This is a genomic window from Acinetobacter sp. CIP A162 (assembly GCF_000367905.1).
GTDB classification, from domain to species: domain Bacteria; phylum Pseudomonadota; class Gammaproteobacteria; order Pseudomonadales; family Moraxellaceae; genus Acinetobacter; species Acinetobacter lwoffii.
The window spans coordinates 143,561-162,667 of the sequence record NZ_KB849158.1; the positions used below are offsets into that span (position 1 = coordinate 143,561).

General features: G+C 43.6%; 19 protein-coding genes. 11 read left to right on the top strand and 8 right to left on the bottom strand.

From position 1 onward, the window contains the following. The first annotated feature begins 3 nt into the window (after positions 1-3). The 9 genes from cyoB (at position 4) to alr (ending at position 8,132) form a co-directional block, all read left to right on the top strand. On the top strand, positions 4-1,992 hold the full coding sequence (cyoB, locus tag F995_RS03295) for a cytochrome o ubiquinol oxidase subunit I (protein WP_004645409.1): 1,989 nt from the start codon (positions 4-6) through the stop codon (positions 1,990-1,992). 4 nt (positions 1,993-1,996) lie between these two features. After that, the gene (cyoC, locus tag F995_RS03300; protein ID WP_004278786.1) at positions 1,997-2,617 is read left to right on the top strand and encodes a cytochrome o ubiquinol oxidase subunit III; all 621 of its coding nucleotides are present in this window, start codon (positions 1,997-1,999) and stop codon (positions 2,615-2,617) included. Next, on the top strand, positions 2,617-2,943 hold the full coding sequence (locus F995_RS03305) for a cytochrome o ubiquinol oxidase subunit IV (protein WP_004645410.1): 327 nt from the start codon (positions 2,617-2,619) through the stop codon (positions 2,941-2,943). Before cyoC ends, F995_RS03305 begins: the two co-directional genes overlap by 1 nt. Before the next feature lie 10 nt (positions 2,944-2,953). Continuing rightward, on the top strand, positions 2,954-3,832 hold the full coding sequence (gene cyoE, locus F995_RS03310) for a heme o synthase (RefSeq protein WP_004645412.1): 879 nt from the start codon (positions 2,954-2,956) through the stop codon (positions 3,830-3,832). Positions 3,833-4,270: 438 nt separating this feature from the next. Beyond that, entirely contained in the window at positions 4,271-4,657 is a 387-nt protein-coding gene (rpsF, locus tag F995_RS03315) for a 30S ribosomal protein S6 (RefSeq protein ID WP_004278789.1), read from the top strand. A 12-nt stretch (positions 4,658-4,669) separates the two neighbouring features. Next, positions 4,670-4,897, top strand: a complete 228-nt coding sequence (gene rpsR / locus F995_RS03320) for a 30S ribosomal protein S18 (protein ID WP_004278792.1) — start codon at positions 4,670-4,672, stop codon at positions 4,895-4,897. Positions 4,898-4,906: 9 nt separating this feature from the next. Continuing rightward, positions 4,907-5,353 (top strand): 50S ribosomal protein L9, encoded by a 447-nt coding sequence (gene rplI, locus F995_RS03325; protein ID WP_004645413.1) that lies wholly within the window; start codon positions 4,907-4,909, stop codon positions 5,351-5,353. 216 nt (positions 5,354-5,569) lie between these two features. Further along, positions 5,570-7,012 (top strand): replicative DNA helicase, encoded by a 1,443-nt coding sequence (dnaB, locus tag F995_RS03330; RefSeq protein ID WP_004645414.1) that lies wholly within the window; start codon positions 5,570-5,572, stop codon positions 7,010-7,012. 49 nt (positions 7,013-7,061) lie between these two features. Beyond that, positions 7,062-8,132: an alanine racemase gene (gene alr, locus F995_RS03335; protein WP_004645415.1), complete on the top strand. Its 1,071-nt coding sequence runs from the start codon at positions 7,062-7,064 to the stop codon at positions 8,130-8,132. 45 nt (positions 8,133-8,177) lie between these two features. Here the strand turns inward: alr and F995_RS03340 are convergent, their stop codons facing one another. From F995_RS03340 to F995_RS03360, 5 genes are all read right to left on the bottom strand, one after another. Then, on the bottom strand, positions 8,178-8,609 hold the full coding sequence (locus tag F995_RS03340; RefSeq protein WP_004645416.1) for a BLUF domain-containing protein: 432 nt from the start codon (positions 8,607-8,609) through the stop codon (positions 8,178-8,180). An 80-nt stretch (positions 8,610-8,689) separates the two neighbouring features. Continuing rightward, positions 8,690-9,424, bottom strand: coding sequence for a proteasome-type protease (locus F995_RS03345; protein WP_004645417.1), 735 nt, complete (start codon positions 9,422-9,424; stop codon positions 8,690-8,692). A gap of 13 nt (positions 9,425-9,437) precedes the next feature. Then, on the bottom strand, positions 9,438-10,217 hold the full coding sequence (locus tag F995_RS03350) for a transglutaminase family protein (RefSeq protein ID WP_004645418.1): 780 nt from the start codon (positions 10,215-10,217) through the stop codon (positions 9,438-9,440). Then, positions 10,214-10,816 (bottom strand): alpha-E domain-containing protein, encoded by a 603-nt coding sequence (locus F995_RS03355; protein WP_004645419.1) that lies wholly within the window; start codon positions 10,814-10,816, stop codon positions 10,214-10,216. Before F995_RS03355 ends, F995_RS03350 begins: the two co-directional genes overlap by 4 nt. Positions 10,817-10,839: 23 nt before the next feature. Next, positions 10,840-12,399, bottom strand: coding sequence for a circularly permuted type 2 ATP-grasp protein (locus F995_RS03360; RefSeq protein WP_004645420.1), 1,560 nt, complete (start codon positions 12,397-12,399; stop codon positions 10,840-10,842). Between the two features lie 240 nt (positions 12,400-12,639). Between F995_RS03360 and F995_RS03365 the strand changes: the two genes are divergently transcribed. Further along, complete coding sequence (locus F995_RS03365) at positions 12,640-13,647, top strand: helix-turn-helix transcriptional regulator (protein WP_004645421.1); 1,008 nt, start codon at positions 12,640-12,642, stop codon at positions 13,645-13,647. A 501-nt stretch (positions 13,648-14,148) separates the two neighbouring features. Beyond that, positions 14,149-15,819, top strand: coding sequence for an FMN-binding glutamate synthase family protein (locus F995_RS03370; RefSeq protein WP_004645422.1), 1,671 nt, complete (start codon positions 14,149-14,151; stop codon positions 15,817-15,819). Between the two features lie 61 nt (positions 15,820-15,880). Here the strand turns inward: F995_RS03370 and F995_RS03375 are convergent, their stop codons facing one another. From F995_RS03375 to murB, 3 genes are read right to left on the bottom strand one after another with little or no spacing between them, the layout of a single operon-like run. Further along, positions 15,881-16,924 (bottom strand): alpha/beta hydrolase, encoded by a 1,044-nt coding sequence (locus F995_RS03375; RefSeq protein ID WP_004278806.1) that lies wholly within the window; start codon positions 16,922-16,924, stop codon positions 15,881-15,883. After that, positions 16,924-18,063: a YdcF family protein gene (locus F995_RS03380; protein WP_004645424.1), complete on the bottom strand. Its 1,140-nt coding sequence runs from the start codon at positions 18,061-18,063 to the stop codon at positions 16,924-16,926. The genes F995_RS03375 and F995_RS03380 overlap by 1 nt, the downstream gene beginning before the upstream one ends. Before the next feature lies 1 nt (position 18,064). Next, entirely contained in the window at positions 18,065-19,105 is a 1,041-nt protein-coding gene (gene murB / locus F995_RS03385) for a UDP-N-acetylmuramate dehydrogenase (protein ID WP_004645425.1), read from the bottom strand. Positions 19,106-19,107: the final 2 nt, after the last annotated feature.

Below are 19,107 nucleotides of genomic sequence, written 5' to 3' on the forward strand. Positions count from 1 at the left end.
GACATGAGCTTCTTAGGTAAGTTAGGTCCGGATGCAATTCCTTACGATCCAATCGTATTGGCAACTGTTGCAATGATGATCTTGGGTGGTATCGCAGTTGTTGCCGGTATTACCTACTTCAAAAAATGGGGCTACCTGTGGAACGAATGGTTCACATCTGTAGACCATAAAAAAATTGGTATCATGTACCTGTTCGTATCGATCATCATGCTGGTGCGTGGTTTCGCCGATGCGATCATGATGCGTCTTCAGCAGTTCCTTGCAAAAGGTGGCGGCGAAGGTTATTTACACCCTGAGCATTACGATCAGATCTTTACCGCGCATGGCGTGATCATGATCTTCTTCGTAGCAATGGGTCTTGTAGTTGGTTTAATGAACATCTCTGTACCGCTTCAAATCGGTGCACGTGACGTTGCATTTCCATTATTAAACTCACTCAGCTTCTGGTTATTCGCCGGTGCTGCGGGTCTAATGATGGTGTCACTCGCGTTAGGTGAGTTCGCTGCAACAGGCTGGATGGCATACCCTCCACTGTCTGGCATTGAATACTCTCCAGGCGTAGGTATGGACTACTATATCTGGGCACTGCAAATTTCAGGTCTGGGTACGCTATTAACGGGTGTTAACTTCTTCGTTACCATCATCAAAATGCGTGCGCCTGGCATGAAACTTATGGAAATGCCAATCTTTACCTGGACATCTTTATGTACAGCAGTATTGATTATTGCGGCTTTCCCAGTGTTGACTGCAACAATTGCAATGTTAACGCTTGACCGTTACTTCGGTTTCCACTTCTTTACTAACGACTTGGGTGGTAGCCCGATGTTGTACGTGAACTTGATTTGGACTTGGGGTCACCCGGAAGTATATATCTTGGTATTACCAGCATTTGGTATTTACTCTGAAGTTGTTGCGACTTTCTCGCGCAAAGCATTGTTCGGTTACAAATCAATGGTGTATGCAACAGTAGCAATCACAGTATTGTCATTCGTTGTATGGGTTCACCACTTCTTTACCATGGGTGCAGGTGCCAACGTTAACGCGTTCTTCGGTATCATGACCATGATTATTGCGATTCCTACAGGTGTGAAAATCTTCTCTTGGTTATTCACCATGTACAAGGGTCGTATTGTTTACACTACTCCAATGCTATGGACACTAGGCTTCCTGGTAACTTTCGGTATCGGTGGTTTAACAGGTGTATTGATGGCGGTTCCACCAGCGGACTTCCTGGTACATAACTCTTTATTCCTGATTGCTCACTTCCATAACGTAATTATTGGTGGTGTAGTATTTGCGATGTTCGCAGGTATCATCTTCTACTGGCCGAAAATGTTCGGTTGGAGACTGAATGAGACTTGGGGTAAAGCAGCGTTCTGGTTCTGGTTCTTCGGTTTCTACTTTGCGTTCATGCCACTTTATATCCTTGGTTTCATGGGTATGACACGTCGTTTGAATACATTTGACAACCCAGAATGGGACCCGTATGTAAATATCGCGATGTTCGGTGCAGTTCTGATTGCGCTTGGTATCGTATGTTTCATTCTGCAAATCGTGGTTGGTTTCTTACAACGTGACCAACGTCTGGATTTGACTGGCGATCCATGGGATGGTCGTACCCTTGAATGGGCGACATCTTCTCCTGCTCCGTTCTATAACTTTGCTCATCTTCCAAAGATCAATGGTATTGATACTTTCTGGATCGAGAAAGAAAATGGTGTTGCGTATGCAAAACCAACGAAGTACGAAGATGTTCATATGCCAACTAACCGTGCTGCCGGTTTCGTTATCGCGATGTTCATCACTATTATGGGCTTCGGTTTAATCTGGCACATCTGGTGGTTAGTAGTTGTTACGTTCCTTGCTTCTATCATTAGCTTCATCGTGTCTTCTTTCACCAAGAAAGTGGATTACTATGTTCCAGCTGCTGAAGTTGAGCGTATTGAAAACGAACGCTATGCGATTCTTGAAAAACACTTGAAGAAGGACTAAGACAATGGCTGAAGTACTTCATCACGATAACCACGGACACGATGAGCATCATCATCACGATGATACTGACATCACCGTCTTTGGTTTCTGGACTTACTTGATGAGTGACCTTGTCCTGTTCGGTACACTCTTCATTGCGTTCGCTGTTTTGAGTAGCCACATTCCTGTGGGTACTCCAAGTGCGAGAGACCTGTTTGGCGACTCTTTAGGTTTCGTTCTTACTGAAACCTTCGCCCTCTTGATCTCTTCTGTAACCTTTGGTTTTGCAGTTCTTGCTGCATACAAAAAAGACGTTGCAAAAGTACTGACTTGGTTAGCGATTACTTGGGTATTCGGTGCTATCTTCATCGGCATGGAACTATATGAGTTCAATCATTTAGTTCATGCGGGTCACGGTCCAAGCACAAGTGCGTTCTTATCTGCGTTCTTTACTTTGGTAGGTACGCACGGTATTCACGTAACTTCTGGTCTGGTCTGGATGATCGTGCTTATGGTTCAAATCAAGAAATATGGTTTGACTCTTGCAAACACGCGTCGTCTAGCTTGCCTAAGCTTGTTCTGGCACTTCCTTGACATCGTTTGGATCTGTGTATTCAGCGTAGTTTACTTGATGGGAGTTCTGTAATGAGTCACGATCATAACGCTGCTGGCGAATCACACGGTAACGTTAAGCAATATACCGTCGGCTTCATCCTTTCTGTCATCCTTACCGTAATTCCATTCGGTATGGTGATGGCAGGCGGTTTTGGCCGTGGTATTTTGATTACTGTCATCGCGATTACTGCGGTTGCTCAGATTCTTGTGCAGTTAATTTACTTCCTGCATATGAACTCTTCTTCAGAGCAACGCTGGAACGTGATTGCATTCGTGTATACCATCTTAACTATCGCTATTCTTTTAGTGGGTTCTGTATGGATCATGAATTACCTACACTACAACATGATGATCTAAACTGGTCGTCATGCTGAAAAAGTATTTATTCCTGACTAAGCCAGGAATTCTCTTCGGTAACTTTGTTACCACTTTGGGTGGCTACTTCGTAGCCACTCAAGGTTCTGTAGATTTCCTTCTCCTGCTTATTACCCTTCTCGGTACTACGCTTGTCGTAGCATCAGGATGTGTGGTCAATAACGTGATTGACCAGGACATCGACCAAAAAATGCAGCGCACCCAAAACCGTGCTCTGGTCACCAAAACCATTTCCGAACCTGTTGCCCTGGCCTTTGCCCTGGTATTAGGCATCGCTGGTTTTAGTCTTTTATGGTTCTGGGTAAATGCGTACGCTTTCTTATTCGCGGTGATTGGTTTTGTCGTATATGTTGGTTTCTACAGCCTATGGACAAAACGAACCACAATTCATCAAACTGTTGTAGGCAGTATTTCTGGTGCAGCTCCGCCTGTCATTGGTTATACCGCAGTGGCCAATCAATTTGACCTCGGTGCGTTACTGATCTTTTTAGGTTATGCGCTATGGCAAATGCCTCACTCATGGGCGATTGCGATTTACCGCTTTGATGATTACAAAAATGCAGGCATTCCGATCTTGCCTGTGGCACGTTCGATTCATCGTACCAAGATTGAATCACTGGTTTATGTGGTGTTATTCACGCTGACCATGAATGCGTTATTTGTCTTTGGTTATGCCAACTGGTTCTATGCAGTGATTTTAAACTTACTGTGCATTTACTGGTTGTATATCGGTGTCATTGGATTTAAAGCTGAAAATGATCAACTTTGGGCAAAGAAATATTTCTTGTTCTCGGTGATCCTGATTACTGTCATTAGTATTATCTTTAGCTTTACCTCAACTGCGCCATCTACACAGATTGTATTTTTTTAAAAAGATAGAGTTAGTCTCTATCTTTTTTTATTTTGATTTCTCTTAATCCCCTACTTCCAATAGTTGTAGAGCAGAATCAAAAATTCGGCTTTATAAAGCTAAACCTCGATCTTCCTGATCGCTTAGAAAATTCAATCTTTCTGGTTCCAGACTCCGATCCTTCAGTTTTCTAGATTTTCTGGCCTGATAAGTAAAGCTTGATCTTCGCAACAATACATGTGCTGAATTTAACCAGTCCAAATTTGCTTAAAGCCAAAGTCAGGTTCTGATGATCGATCTGGTTATAGAGATAATTTCGCAAAAATCTCTTATTTGGTTGAAATTATCCTTAAAGATCACTACAATTCCCCCTTCGCAAACACTGCGACACAACTTTGGTTGTGACTCCTTGCTTCAATTTACTTAAATTGGGGCTGTCCAAACCGTAAGGAGCTGACAATGCGTCATTACGAAATCGTACTTTTAGTACACCCTGATCAAAGCGATCAAGTAGTTGGTATGGTAGAACGCTACCTAACTCACATCAAAGAAGCTGAAGGTCAAATCCACCGTCTTGAAGACTGGGGCCGTCGTCAATTGGCTTACCCAATCAACAAGATCCACAAAGCTCACTACATTCTTATGAATGTTGAGTGTGGTCAAACTACTCTTGATGAGCTTGAAGAATTATTCCGTTATAACGACGCAATCATTCGTAGCCTTATCATCCGTCGTGAAAACGCTATCACTGAAGAGTCACTATTGGCTAAAAGTGCTGAAGAAAAACGTGCGCGTAAAGCTCAACGTGAAGAAGCACAACACGCTCAAGACTCTGCTGAAGCTTAAGGAGAACATAACATGGCACGTTTTTACCGTCGTCGCAAGTTCTGCCGCTTTACAGCTGAGAACGTTACGTACATCGACTACAAAGATATAGACACTTTAAAACAGTACATCACTGAAAACGGCAAGATTGTTCCTAGCCGTATTACAGGTACTAAAGCTCGTTACCAACGTCAATTAGCGCTAGCTATCAAACAAGCTCGCTACTTGTCTTTGATCCCTTACACTGACAATCATAAGTGAGGTTGAGCTGTGGATATTATCTTATTACAACGCATTAAAAACCTAGGTAAACTAGGCGATAAAGTTTCAGTTAAAGCTGGTTACGGCCGTAACTTCCTTATCCCACAAGGTATGGCAGTTGCTGCAACAGAATCAAATACTGCTGCTTTTGAAGCTCGTCGTGCTGAACTTGAGAAAGCTGAAGCTGATGTTTTAGCTGCTGCTCAAGCACGTGCTGACCAATTGAACGAAGTGAACATCGTTATCACTGCGAAAGCTGGTGATGAAGGTAAACTATTCGGTTCTATCGGTACTCGTGACATCGCTGACGCGTTGACAAATGCTGGTCTAGAAGTAGACCGTGCTGAAGTACGTCTTCCAAATGGCGCGCTTCGTCACACTGGCGAATTTAACATCGCAATCCAATTGCACCATGATGTTACTGCAGAAGTTCTAGTTACTATCGTAGCTGAGTAATTTCTCGCCTCAAAAAGAGCATGCGAAAGCATGCTCTTTTTTTATCTCTAAAAAATATAATCTAGCCAACACTGTCAAATTCATTTTATTATTCGTGTTTACAAAAAATTGCACTTCGCATTTTTGATCAGAGCGCGTATCATTTCATCTCGTAGTGAATAAACGCTATTCATCTCCGACGATATTTAACCATTGTATTTAAAATCAGGGATTTATATGTCACAGGCGAATGCCAGCAAAAAGGTAGCTCCTGCTAAACCGGAAATTGTTACTGAAAATAGCAATCTCAAGGAGTTCCGTACTCCGCCACACAATTTAGCAATTGAACAGGCTGTACTTGCTGCCCTTATGACTGTGGCTGAATCTTTTGAGCAGGTCGGTGATGTGCTGACCGAAAATGATTTTTATGCTACCCGACATAAATATATTTTCCGTGCCATTGAACAACTCTCTAAAGAAAACTCACCTTATGATGCGGTTCTGGTACATGACTGGCTCATCAAACAAAACTTGCTCGATGCCATTGGTGGCGAAGAGTATTTGATGCAACTGATGGCAGATTCACCCTCGAGTTTCTATAACCTGGAAACTTATGCTGGGAAAATTAAAGAGTTTGCTACCCTGCGCAGCATGATTAAAGTCAGCTCTGAAATTTTACAAAATGCCTATGACACCAAAGGCCGCACAGTAAGTGAAATTCTGGATCTGGCTGAGACCAATATTTTCTCGATTGCCGAACAGCATAATAACAATGCCAAAGCACAAGGCCCTAAGCCGATCAACTCGGTGGTTGCAGACGTATTTGATAAATTAAATGAACTGTCACAAATGGAAGGCAGCATTACCGGTTTAACTACTGGTTTTGTAGAACTGGATAACAAAACTTCCGGTATGCAATCTGGCGATTTAATTATTGTCGCGGCGCGTCCATCCATGGGTAAAACCACCTTTGCCATGAATCTGGTCGAAAGTGTTTTATTCAATAACAACCTGCCTGCTCTGGTCTATTCAATGGAGATGCCAGCCGACTCGATCGCCATGCGTTTGATTTCTTCATTTGGTCGCGTGCATCAGGGACATTTACGTTCCGGTAAAATGGACAGTGATGAATGGTCAAAAGTCACCAGTACCATTGTGCATTTACAAGAAAAAAATCTGTATATCGATGATTCTTCTGCGCTTCCACCGACAGAATTACGTGCCCGTGCGCGTCGTATTGCCAAAATGCATGGCGGAAAACTAGGCTGTATCATGGTCGATTACCTGCAGCTGATGAAAGTCCCTGGCATGGGTGATAACCGTGTTGGCGAAATCTCGGAAATTTCCCGAAGCTTAAAAGCCTTGGCGAAGGAAATGCAGTGTCCGGTAATTGCCTTGTCGCAGCTCAACCGATCGCTGGAGAACCGTCCAAACAAACGCCCGGTGATGTCCGACTTGCGTGAATCCGGTGCGATCGAGCAGGATGCCGACTTGATCATGTTTATTTACCGTGATGAGGTTTATAACAAAGAATCCAAGGAAGCTGGCACCGCTGAAATCATTATCGGCAAACAGCGTAACGGCCCGATTGGTACCGTGCGTCTGGCATTCGAAGGTCAATATACCCGCTTTAGTAATCTCTCGCCTGAGTTCTATGCTCAGTATGATGATGAAGAGTAATCAGGCTCTCGTCATCACATTTCCATCGTCCCTCTAGGAGTAATTTAGGGTGCGTCAAGCTACAGTTTATATTGACAGTGCTGCGCTGCAATATAATTTAAACCGTGTCAAACAACTTGCCCCAACCGCGAAAATCGTCAGCATGGTGAAAGCCAATGCTTATGGACACGGAGTTAAAGACTGCTTAGCAGCCTTAAGCGAAACCGATGCCTTTGGTGTCGCCTGCCTGCAAGAAGCCTTGGAAATTCGTGAATTGGGCTATTTACAGCCGATCACGCTCATCGAAGGTATTTTTTCAGCCGATGAAATGCAGCTTGTAATCGATCAGAATATTGAAGTTGTGGTACATCATCAGGCCCAACTCGACTGGTTACTGGCTCATAAAGAGACCTATATCGCCAAAGGCCTAAAAGTCTGGGTCAAACTGAACAGCGGCATGAACCGTCTAGGCTTTAAAATTGATGTGATTAAAACCGTGATCAATCAGTTGAAAGCTGAAGGCTTTACTTGTGTACTTGCCATGCACTTTGCCAATGCAGATGCCGATCATCCATTGAATGAACAGCAAATCCAGCAGTTCCTTGAAGTGAAAAATGACTGTGCACCACTCATGGGTTCATGCTGTAACTCGGCTGCAATCTATAAATATCCAGAATTGCATTTTGACTATGTCCGTCCCGGGATTATGCTCTATGGTGCGACGCCCTTTGCAGACCGTGATGTACATGACCTGGATTTAAAACCGGTTATGACCTTTACAGCTGAAATTATTGCCTTGAATGATATTCAAGCGGGTGAGCATGTCGGTTATGGTTCGACGTTCACCGCAGATCAGGACATGACTTTGGCCATTGTTTCAATTGGCTATGGTGATGGCTATCCTCGTGCTTTCCCCAAACAGAACTATGTCGCAATCAATCGTCAGCAAACTCGCGTGATTGGCCGCGTAGCGATGGATATGATCGCTATTGATGTCACAGGATTAGAAGTGCAATTAGGTACAGAAGTCGAACTTTGGGGGAAAACCCGTCTGGTGGATGATGTGGCGACAGCCAATGGTACGATTGGTTATGAACTATTATGCCGACTCAGCAATCGGGCACGACGTAAAGTAATCTGATTTAATCTAAAGATCCAAAAAAGCCCAACCAGTGTTGGGCTTTATTTAGGCTGACTTTTGTTCTTCACCTTGCTCTACACATAATTGCAGCAATAGAGCATCAACATGACTTTGCTGAAATGCAAAAGGGTTAAAGTCATTAAATCCCATGTCCTGACAGAATTGCTGGATTTGACTGCGTTTAGAAATATATTTCATCGACCAGTCCGGGAAACTCGGATATTCAATTTCCTTGGTTTCAAATAGTTTAATGTCCTGATGGCGAGGATCTTTATTCAGCCTCTCGACCAGCAGACTTTTTAAAGTAAGACATTCACCTTCCAGACATTGAAAAAAATAACCATCAGCAAAATACAGTACACCTGTAACTTGATGCTGGTAATTAAAATCACGAGCCTCTTTCAAAATATTCGCTAAATCTTCAAGCAAATCAGTTTTGGGAGAAGTGCTTTTACTGGCGTAACAAAATTGGTACATGTGCTAACTTCTCTTTTTTTATTATGCCTGACGCATAGAAGTTAACACTGTACGTGAAAAACCGGACCTACGATAGGTTTTTACAAGAAATACTCATTAGATGGAACCGGAAGTTCTGCCAGTCCTTTTTTCAAGGTTTCTGACCATTGCCGGCTGATTGCCGTGAAATACTCGTCATCTTCAGCAATACGCTTACCTCTCGGCATCATCAGACTGTCCTTTTTATAGACCAGTACATCGAGTGGCATACCAACTGAAACATTAGAGCGCAAGGTAGATGCAAATGAAATCAGGGAACAGCGCAAGGCTTCATCCAGCGGCATATCATAAGTCAGCGCGCGATCCAGGATTGGCTTGCCATATTTGCTTTCGCCAATCTGGAAATATGGTGTATCTCGTGTCGCACAGATAAAATTTCCCTGCGGATAAACATGATAAAGCTGCATATCCTGGTCTTTGAGTTGTCCACCCACCAGCAGATTACAATAATAATTGCTCTGTTCTGAAATATCGCTCGTGACGTTGGCAATTACTTTTTTCAGCATGCTTCCCACCAGTTCCGCGACATCAAACATGGTATGCAGGCTCAATATATTAGGTTCCTGCTTCAGTTCAAGCTGATTTTTGATATGTCCGATCACGGCTTGGGTGGTTGCCAGATTGCCGGATGCCTGTATCACGATCATACGTTCCCCAGGAACTCCGAAGGTGTATAGCTTTCGAAATACAGAGATGTGATCTACTCCGGCATTGGTCCGGGTATCACTGATAAATAGCATACCTTGCTCTAAACGCAATGCACAACAATACGTCATTAGTTCGTCCTTATTAACATCCTAGCACCTGAACGCTGGAAAGCATGGATTCCACACCGCCCATCTCTCTTACACCGCGTACCGGTGCCACATCCCAATAATCCCGTCCAATTGCCACATAAACATGCGAACTTGGAGTGAACAGCAAATTACTGACATCAAAACAATACCATGTCTGGTCTACAAACACCTCGGCCCAAGCGTGACTGGCCAGATGCGAGGCATTTTGTGCATATAAATAACCAGACACATAACGGGCAGGTAAACCCAGATATTTACACATGGCAATAAAAATATGGCTATGATCCTGACAAACCCCCTGTCTGGACTCAAAGGCATCTATTGCTGTGCCTTGTACAGAAGTGCTGTTGGAAATATAAGGTACATGCTCCAGCAATGCCTGTGCCAACCCAATCAGATGCTGACGGCTTAATACAGGGACATGACGTTGTGCAAAATCCTTCATTGCTACATTACACTGGGTCGATTCGGTCGGCTGTAAAAAAAGATTGGGATTGATTGAATCATTCAACCCACTCTGATGTGCAGGATTCAGCTCGACAATCCCCTGTGCCATAATGGTTAAGGAATAGTACGGCTCGCGCTGGTTACAGGTCATCCACAAATTTTGGAATGCATCTTTTCTTATCTGTTTATAACCAGGTACACTGATATCCCACGAATGCACCCGCTGATGCGCATTGTTCGAAGGCATCATTTTGATGTACTGAATACTGTTCCTCACCTCGGCCGTGTACATATAATGGGTTTGGTGATTCACCATCAATTTCATACATCTGCCTCAAACAGTTGATGAATATGGTCGCTAAACTGATAGAATTCAATCCGGTTTGGCTCTGCACGCAACTGTTCCCAGTACTGTTCCAGATCGCCCCAGCCCATTTCCACCAAAATTTTGACGATATAATCAATTTTACCCAGTGTAGTACCAGTTTCCTCACCCAGACGCAAATGATGATCAAGCTGTTCTACACACTGGCCTAAACTAAAAAACAGAAAGATATCGGAAGACTCCGCTTCCAGAATCTCTTCACATTCATTCACTACTTCACAAATATAACCGGCATTTTTGTCTGCAGTTTTGATCAGCTTCATCATCTCCGCATAGCCTGATGCCGACAATACTCCGCGCAACTCCTGAATATTATCTTTGGCAATTCCTAACTGCTGGCTAAAAGATGCCAGTTGAGTAGGATCGAGTAGCAGCTCGTTTAAGGAGCTGGCATCGAAAGCAGGTAAACAAAAGGCGTGTGCATAGGTTAAAGCCGCTTCATCTTCTAAAAATGGAAAGCGGGCACATAAAAAATGTGTGCGGGCTAAATAGCGCCCTAACCAAAAAATATGTTTTGCATTGCTATTTAGCAAAACCATGACATTTTTCCTTCTTTGGAATTTTATGAATGTAAATTGTCGACTACCCAGGTATCTTTAATACCGCCACCCTGGGATGAATTCACCACCAGTGAACCAGGTTGCATCGCTACACGTGTCAAGCCACCCTGTACGATTTCAGTACGATAAGGCGAACTTAATACAAATGGGCGTAAGTCGATATGACGTTCAGCAATACCAAAATTGGTCAAAGTCGGACTAACCGATAAGTCCAAAGTTGGCTGCGCAATATATAAATGCGGCGCAGCTAAAATTTTCTCCCTGAAAGTTTCAATTTGCTGTTTAGACGCTTGTGGTCCAATGAGCATGCCATAACCGCCCGAACCCTGCGCTTCTTTCACCACCAGTTGATCCAGATGAGCCACGACATAGTCTAATTCTTCAGAATTACGACATTGATAAGTCGGAACATTTTTTAGAATTGGCTGCTCGCCCAAATAAAAATGAATCATTTTGTCGACATATGGATAAACCGATTTGTCATCTGCCACACCGGTTCCCGGTGCATTGGCAATCACAACATTATTTTGCAAATAAGCTGACATCAAGCCAGCCACACCCAAAGTGCTATCCGGTTTAAAGCATAAGGGATCAAGAAACGCATCATCGACCCGTCTATAAATAACATCGACTCGTTGGCGACCACGTATGGTTTTTACATAAACCTTCGAGTCATCAACAAAAAGGTCACGTGATGTTACTAATGGCACATCCATCTCTCTTGCAAGGAAAGAATGTTCATAGTAAGCACTATTAAAACGTCCTGGGGTCAGTACCACCACAAATGGCTTGTCGACATAAGCATTTTCGATCAGGATTTCTTTTAATAATTGTGGATATTGCTCGATTCCGGCAATCTTGGACTGCTCGAATACTTTCGGCATCAGTTTTTCACTGATCTTGCGGCATTCCAGCATATAAGACACGCCAGATGGCGTTCTGAGATTATCTTCTAAGACATAAAACTCGCCCTTGGAATCACGGATCACATCGATCCCGCTAATCTGGCTATAAATCCCGCCTTTCAAGCTATGTTGATACATATGCGGCTGATAGGCTTCATGAGTTAAAATCTGCAACTCAGGAATGATATTGGCTTTTAAAATGTCCTGTTGATGATAAATATCATGTAAGAATAAATTTAGCGCCCGTACCCGTTGTGCCGAGCCTAAAGCCACCATATTCCACTGTTTCCGGTCTATGACTCGCGGAATGATATCGTAGGGAATAGTGCGTTCTACGCCTTCTTCATCGCCATAAACGGTAAAGGTAATACCGTGATTTAAAAAATGTTCTTTTGCTACCTGATTCAGTGCATTGAGTTCATCCAGCGTATGTTGAGATAACCATTCTTCCAGTCTTTGACCTGCCTGACTGGACAGCACATGTTCATCCTGCATTTCATTAAAGAACTTTGAAGATAACTGCTGCAGTAAAAGTTGTGGGTTTGTTGTAGTAGATACCGCTGTAGTTTTAGTGTCTATAAAATTTTTTCCAATATTCTGGGAACTAAATTTATCAATTGTTTCAATCACATTTGTATCCTGATTTCCTTTAAGCATACAAACCCTCGTATTATCATCTATTATAATTAAATCAAAGCAATATCCATGCCATGACATCTGCATTTCAATTACCATTAATCTAATAAATGCCCAATGAACTCAATGCTATTTTCGACCAAGTTGTTTTAGAATTGTAGGACAAATGTTGCACAGAGGGACTTGCGAAAAAATGAGAGTTTTTTTATTGTGTTAAGCTAAGCCTAAATCCCCTATTCTTTATTGCCAGCAAAATAAATTATGTCAGCACAAGAAAAAGAAACTTCAAACAGTCTATATCGCCAATGGCAAATCTTGTCGCGTCTTTCTACCGGCAAATGGATGGGAACACGTGAATTACAGGAAATCCTGAATCGCGAAGGCATTGATATCAGTCTGCGCACCATTCAGCGTGACCTGAATCAGATTGCGCAACGCTTTCCGATTGAAAGCAGTAAAACCACGCCGCAAGGCTGGCGTTGGCGTTCAGATGCGCCGCTGCAAAGTTTGCCGCATATGACCAGCTCGCAAGCGGTCACTTTCATGATGGTCGAAGAACACTTAAAACATCTGTTGCCACCGAGCCTGATCGAGGAAATGAATCCGTGGTTTGATCTGGCACGACGCAGTCTTTCTTCCCAGAACAATGTCCGGCAATGGATTAACCGCGTACGCATTGTTCCGGCCACCCAACCGCTGATTCCACCTGTGGTAGATAAGGCCGCGCAGCAAGCGGTGTATGAAGGCCTGTTACAGGACAAACAACTGGAATGTGTGTATCAGGGCCGTGGTCATAACAGCGAAGAAAAAACCTATATTCTCAATCCTCTGGCATTGGTACAAAAAGGGTCAATCATTTATCTGGTGTGTACCCGTCATGACAAGTCCGATATCCAGACCTTTGCCCTGCACCGCTTTAAATCGGCCGTCGTGCTGAATTCACGTGCCTTGCATCCGGTCAATTTCGATATTGATGAGTATATTGATTCTGGTGCGCTGGGCTTCCGGGTGGACTTCAACCACCCTACTGAAAATGTCACGCTAAAACTCAGGATGTCGGAATCGGATGCACATTATTTTGAGGAAAGCCAGCTCAGCAAAGACCAGAAGATTGAAAAAATGGACAATGGTATGTCGCTGATCATTTCTACCGTGCCATTTACTTCACAACTGGTCTGGTGGTTACGCAGCTTTGGTAAAAAGATTAAACATATTGAACCGAGTATTGTAGCCAATGCAGTCGATCAACTGGATGAGGAAAACCCTTAACCACACAGGCTTCATCCAGATTCTTTTATGTATTCCGGAATAAAAAAATCCCCAAATTGGGGACTGGAGAATTATGCTTATATTTTTGTTCTTGTTGTGGTGATCTGCCGCTGTGCCAGGCTGCTTTTCTTTAACACCCCGAAATGCAGCTTGGATGAAACATCAATATTTAAAAATGACTGAGACATGAGCAAGCCAGTTCAGCATTATTAAAGCGAATGGATTTTTTGGTCATGGTTTAAGACTCCTATGTAGTGAATAAACCGACTATAAAGTCATCCGCCTTACTTGTGAAATAAATAGAATGCATGTCTTTTGCAGATTTTTTCTATAGAACTTTTTCCGTAAAATTTATCTGTAATCGCTGCCGATTCATTGTCTGGCTTAATAGCATTTTCGGCAAGTTTATAAAATCGAATAACAATTCTCTGCTTGTATAAGATACCTCGCTCTGCACATCATAAAGCCCTATAGAAGTAGAAATAGGGACTTAATTTTACAATGGCTAACCCTGCTCAATTAGTACGTCACAAGCTGCTCAATACTTTCTTTTCCCGCCATTCGGTCTGGTTTGCCTGCATTCTGATTGCAGTGATTTTTACTACATTTCATATCGGTTATTCACCGCGTTATATCTATTATTTTATGCCGCAAACGTTAGTGAATACCCTATGGATCCTGAGCATTCTGCTGAGTTTGCTGGGTTTGTATGATGTACTACAAAATAAGCATTCCATTCTGAAAAATTATCCCATTATGGGACATTTCCGCTTTATCTTTGAGGAATTCCGTCCCGAGATTCGTCAGTATTTTATTGAAGCCGACCGGGACGCACTGCCTTTTTCCCGTATGCAACGCAGTCTGGTGTATCAGCGGGCAAAAAATGAAAATTCAGATAAACCTTTCGGCTCGATTCTGAATGTCTATGAAGATAATTACCGCTTTGTTAGTCATTCCATCACGCCCTGCAAAGTTGCTGATCCGCAGACTTTTCGTATCCTGATTGGAAATGAGCAATGTACCCAGCCCTTTTCAGCTTCTATTTTAAATATTTCAGCCATGAGTTTTGGCAGCATGAGTGCTAATGCGATACGGGCACTTAACCTCGGTGCTCAAAAAGGTGATTTTTTCCATGATACAGGTGAAGGCAGTATCAGTCCCTACCATCTGGAATATGGCGGCGATCTGGTCTGGGAAATTGGCAGTGGTTATTTTGGCTGCCGTACTTTAGATGGGCAGTTTGATCCGGAACGTTTTGCTGCACAAGCGAAATTACCCCAAGTGAAGATGATTGAAATCAAGCTTTCGCAAGGCGCAAAACCTGGCCACGGCGGTATTTTACCTAAAAGTAAAATTTCGGAAGAAATTGCCCAAATTCGAGGCATCAGCCGTGATCATGATTGTGTTTCACCTTCGAGTCATCCGGCATTTAGCACGCCGATTGAAATGATGCATTTCATACAAAAATTACGTGAACTTTCCAACGGAAAACCGGTCGGATTTAAGCTGTGTCTGGGTCAGCCGTGGCAGTTTATGAGCATGGTCAAAGCCATGTTACATACCCAGATCTACCCAGATTTTATTGTGGTTGATGGCTCTGAAGGTGGAACGGGAGCTGCACCCATTGAATTAATTGACTATGTTGGCGCCCCTTTAAGAGAAGGTTTGCTGTTTGTACACAATACCCTTGTTGGTGCAGGATTGAGAGATAAGATCAAAATTGGTGCAAGTGGTAAAATAATTAGTGCATTCGATATTGCCAGTACGCTTGCCATTGGTGCAGACTGGGTCAACTCGGCCCGGGGCTTTATGTTTGCAGTGGGCTGTATTCAGGCTCAAAGCTGTCATACCAATCAATGTCCGGTTGGGGTCACGACCCAGGATAAAGATCGCCAGAAAGCCTTACATGTGCCGACCAAGGCCGAACGGGTATTTCATTTTCATAAAAACACCTTACATGCTCTGTCTGAACTGATTGCTTCCGCAGGTCTGAAACACCCTTCAGCCATTAAGGCGCATCATCTGGCACAACGTGTGAATAATCACGAAATAAAGAACTTTGCGCAGATTCATTTCTGGCTGAAAGAAGGCGAACTATTGTCCTGTGAAAATAAGGATGAGGAGAACTTCTACTTCCGGATGTGGAATTTGGCCCAATTAGAAAAATTTTAAATCGATAACATTAAAACTAAAAAAGGCGTTTTCATAAACGCCTTTTTAAATATTCAATCTATCAATAATAAGTTTTGCTGCCATGTGCATGCAGAAAGGCAGGAATCAAACCCGTCAATGCAGCGCGAATATCAGCACGTTCATTGATTAACTGATGCGAACCTTCTTCCAGCATCAGCAAAGTCTGGAGCCGGAATTTACGTCGGATAAATTCGATATTATAACGCCAGTCTACGGTCTGATCCTGTGCACCTTGGGCGAGCCAGACTGGAATACGACAAGCCGGACGCGCTTCCATTTCCAGCATCCAGCGTGACATCGCTAAAATCCAGTCCATGCCCATCATTCGCGGTTGTAATGGATCTTTAAGCCGGATAAAACGCAGAAACTCCGGATTATGGTTATTGCGTCTGAAATGTCGGGGAACTTCACGTTTGATTCGGCTAATAATGCCAAGCCCAACCGAATTATGCCACCAGGCAGTTTTAGCTGGACGAATCAATGGTGATAATAGCAAGACCCGTTCAACAAAAGGATTTTCACGACGTTCCGCAAACTCCAGTAAATGGTGCATCCAGATCGCACCGCCAGTACTCTGCCCGATGCCAACCCAGGGTTTAGGTAATTGTGAAGCGTGCTGCACATAACGATGTACAGCATGTAAAACCTGCTGATAATGATCAAAATTCTGAATGCTGGCAGGTGAACCATCACTCAGGCCGTGTCCAGGCAGATCATAGGTCAACACACTAAAACCCTGTTCTAAAAGCTCTTTGACAATCGGCTGATAAATGCCACTATGTTCCAGATAACCATGCAACAGAAAAGCAGTTCCCTGAATCTTGTCAAAGCGGGTATTTTCCAGATTCGGTTCAAACACCTGTACATGCAACTTGAATAATGGCATCTGTACATAGCCCTGCCAGTGTTTGCAGTCCAGTAAATCAAAACCATAAAGCTTTCGATAGGACTGCAGATCAATCGGCGGTTCATCACTACGATTCAGGTTTAAAGGTGGCAAGAGTTGAGGCGTAACATCCCGACTCGGAATGGGTAAATCCAGCTGTTTCAGAATGGTGGGATTTAAAAATGGGATATCAGACATTATGGCACCTCCCGACAGTCACTGGATCCAAACCACATATCGCGCATGGTCGCCAACATTTCATAATTGGCACGACGACTGTGATCATAATTTTGTGCACTTGGACGCCATCGTGTCAATGGCGTTGGCATCGGCGCTTCTACCGGAATGGTTTGTATACCATTTAACGCAAATAAACGGCGGGTACGCGGCATATGATAACGATCCGTAATCAGAATCACTGTAGGCGCTCCGCCTTTCTTTTGTAATAGTAATGAACTGAAACGGGTATTTTCACAAGTGTTCATGCTGCGATCTTCCAGTAATTTGGCATCGACACCATGATTTTTTAACCAGCGCTGCATATACGGTGCTTCGACCCCACTCAGAACAATCGGCAACTGATAATGTTTCTCTACTGCCAGCGTAGTTTCCAGACGTAGTCGCGTATAGTTATTGACGACAATTTCTTTACCCTGCTCATCTAGAGTTAAGCCACCACCCAATACCACAATAGCATAAGGCTGAGAGCTATTCGCCGGTTTAGCCTGCTGTTGCTCTTGTAGTAAAGCCAAGTCCTGCTGGATTTCCTCTCCATCGGTTTCCTGTACCGAACTGGCTTCGCCTTGTTCCAGCGGATGCGTCGTCAGAAACTCCATATATTGCTCAATGCGTTCCTTGTTTTCATTACTGTCCCACTCCAGCAATTCCCGGACATTGGCTGTCGGATCGGCTGGTTCTGCATCTTCCTGTGAGGACAATAACGGCACCTGAGCGGGCGGACTTTGCTCTGCTTTTTGATCCTGCTGCTCGCGTTGATATTCTTCAATTACTTGCTGCAGCGCTTTATAACGTGCCTGAATCAGCATCAGGTTAGCTGAGTTATTTTGCTGGATATCCTGTTCCATGACCTTTAAATAAGCCTGACGGGCAATCCACAAATCAGAGCCAGGTTCCAGATTTTCATGTTCACTGAGCGCTGCCATTTTCTGGCTTTGGGCCGCGACTTCATTTAACTCTAGGGAGACAAACTGGTTTAAGCCCTTGACGATCATTTTTGAGTAAAAAGGCGTATAAACCAACACCAGTAGACAGCCGCATAGCACAAACAGTCCAGTGACAATTTGTAGCAAACGTACCATCCAATGGGTGTTTTTCATGTTATTCCTCTTCCTGATGAGAACGGATCAAGCCATTTTTATTGAACAATACAGGTTCAGGTTCAAGCATCAGACTAAATTTCTCCCAAACCGATTGCTGTACTGCACGATACGTTTTACGGACATCGGTGAGAGAGGCTTGACCATAATTCACCAAGACCAATGCCTGTTTGTGGAACATGCCGACAGGCCCCAACTGTTTACCCTTCCAGCCCGCCTGATCAATCAGCCAGCCCGCTGCCAGTTTAACTTGAGAATTGGCTTGCTGGTAATGGGGTAAATTCGGGAAAGATACAGCAATTTGGTCAAAGTCCGCCTGATCAACCACCGGATTTTTAAAGAAACTGCCCACGTTGGGAAATTCTTGCGGATCAGGTAATTTGTTCTGACGAATCTGGATGACCTGTTGCTGCAAGTTTTCTGCTGTGAGCTGATCACCGACCGCAGTCTTCAGATCACCATAATTCAGTTTCAAATCTGGCTGTTTAAGTAATCTAAAAGTCACATGGGTAATCACATAACGATTGGGATCATCTTTAAAAATACTATGCCGGTAGGCAAACTGACAATCTGCTGCCTGAATCGAAGCAAACTGTTTCAATTGTCGGTCATAGACCTCAACAGAATCGATGAATTCTCCGACTTCAACGCCATAAGCGCCAATATTCTGTACTGGAGAAGCTCCAACACGCCCAGGAATCAGGGCCAGATTTTGTAAACCATACAGACCTTGTGCTGTAGTCCAGAGCACGAAGTCATGCCAGCCTTGTCCACCACCCACACGTAAGCGCTGCGACTGATCATCAGCATCCAGCATTTCTATGCCCTGAATATCCATATGCAGAACCAGTGCATCAATCTGCTCCGGCAACAACATATTGCTACCACCTGACAGGATCAACACATGGAGTTGCTGCTGTTCCGCAAAATCCAGTGCAGCCAACAGGTCAGCAGTTGATTGAATCTGGGCATAGTATGAAGCAACTGCTTCTAAATTTAAGGTATTAAAAGGTTTAAGTTGAACCTGGGTTTGAATCTGCATCG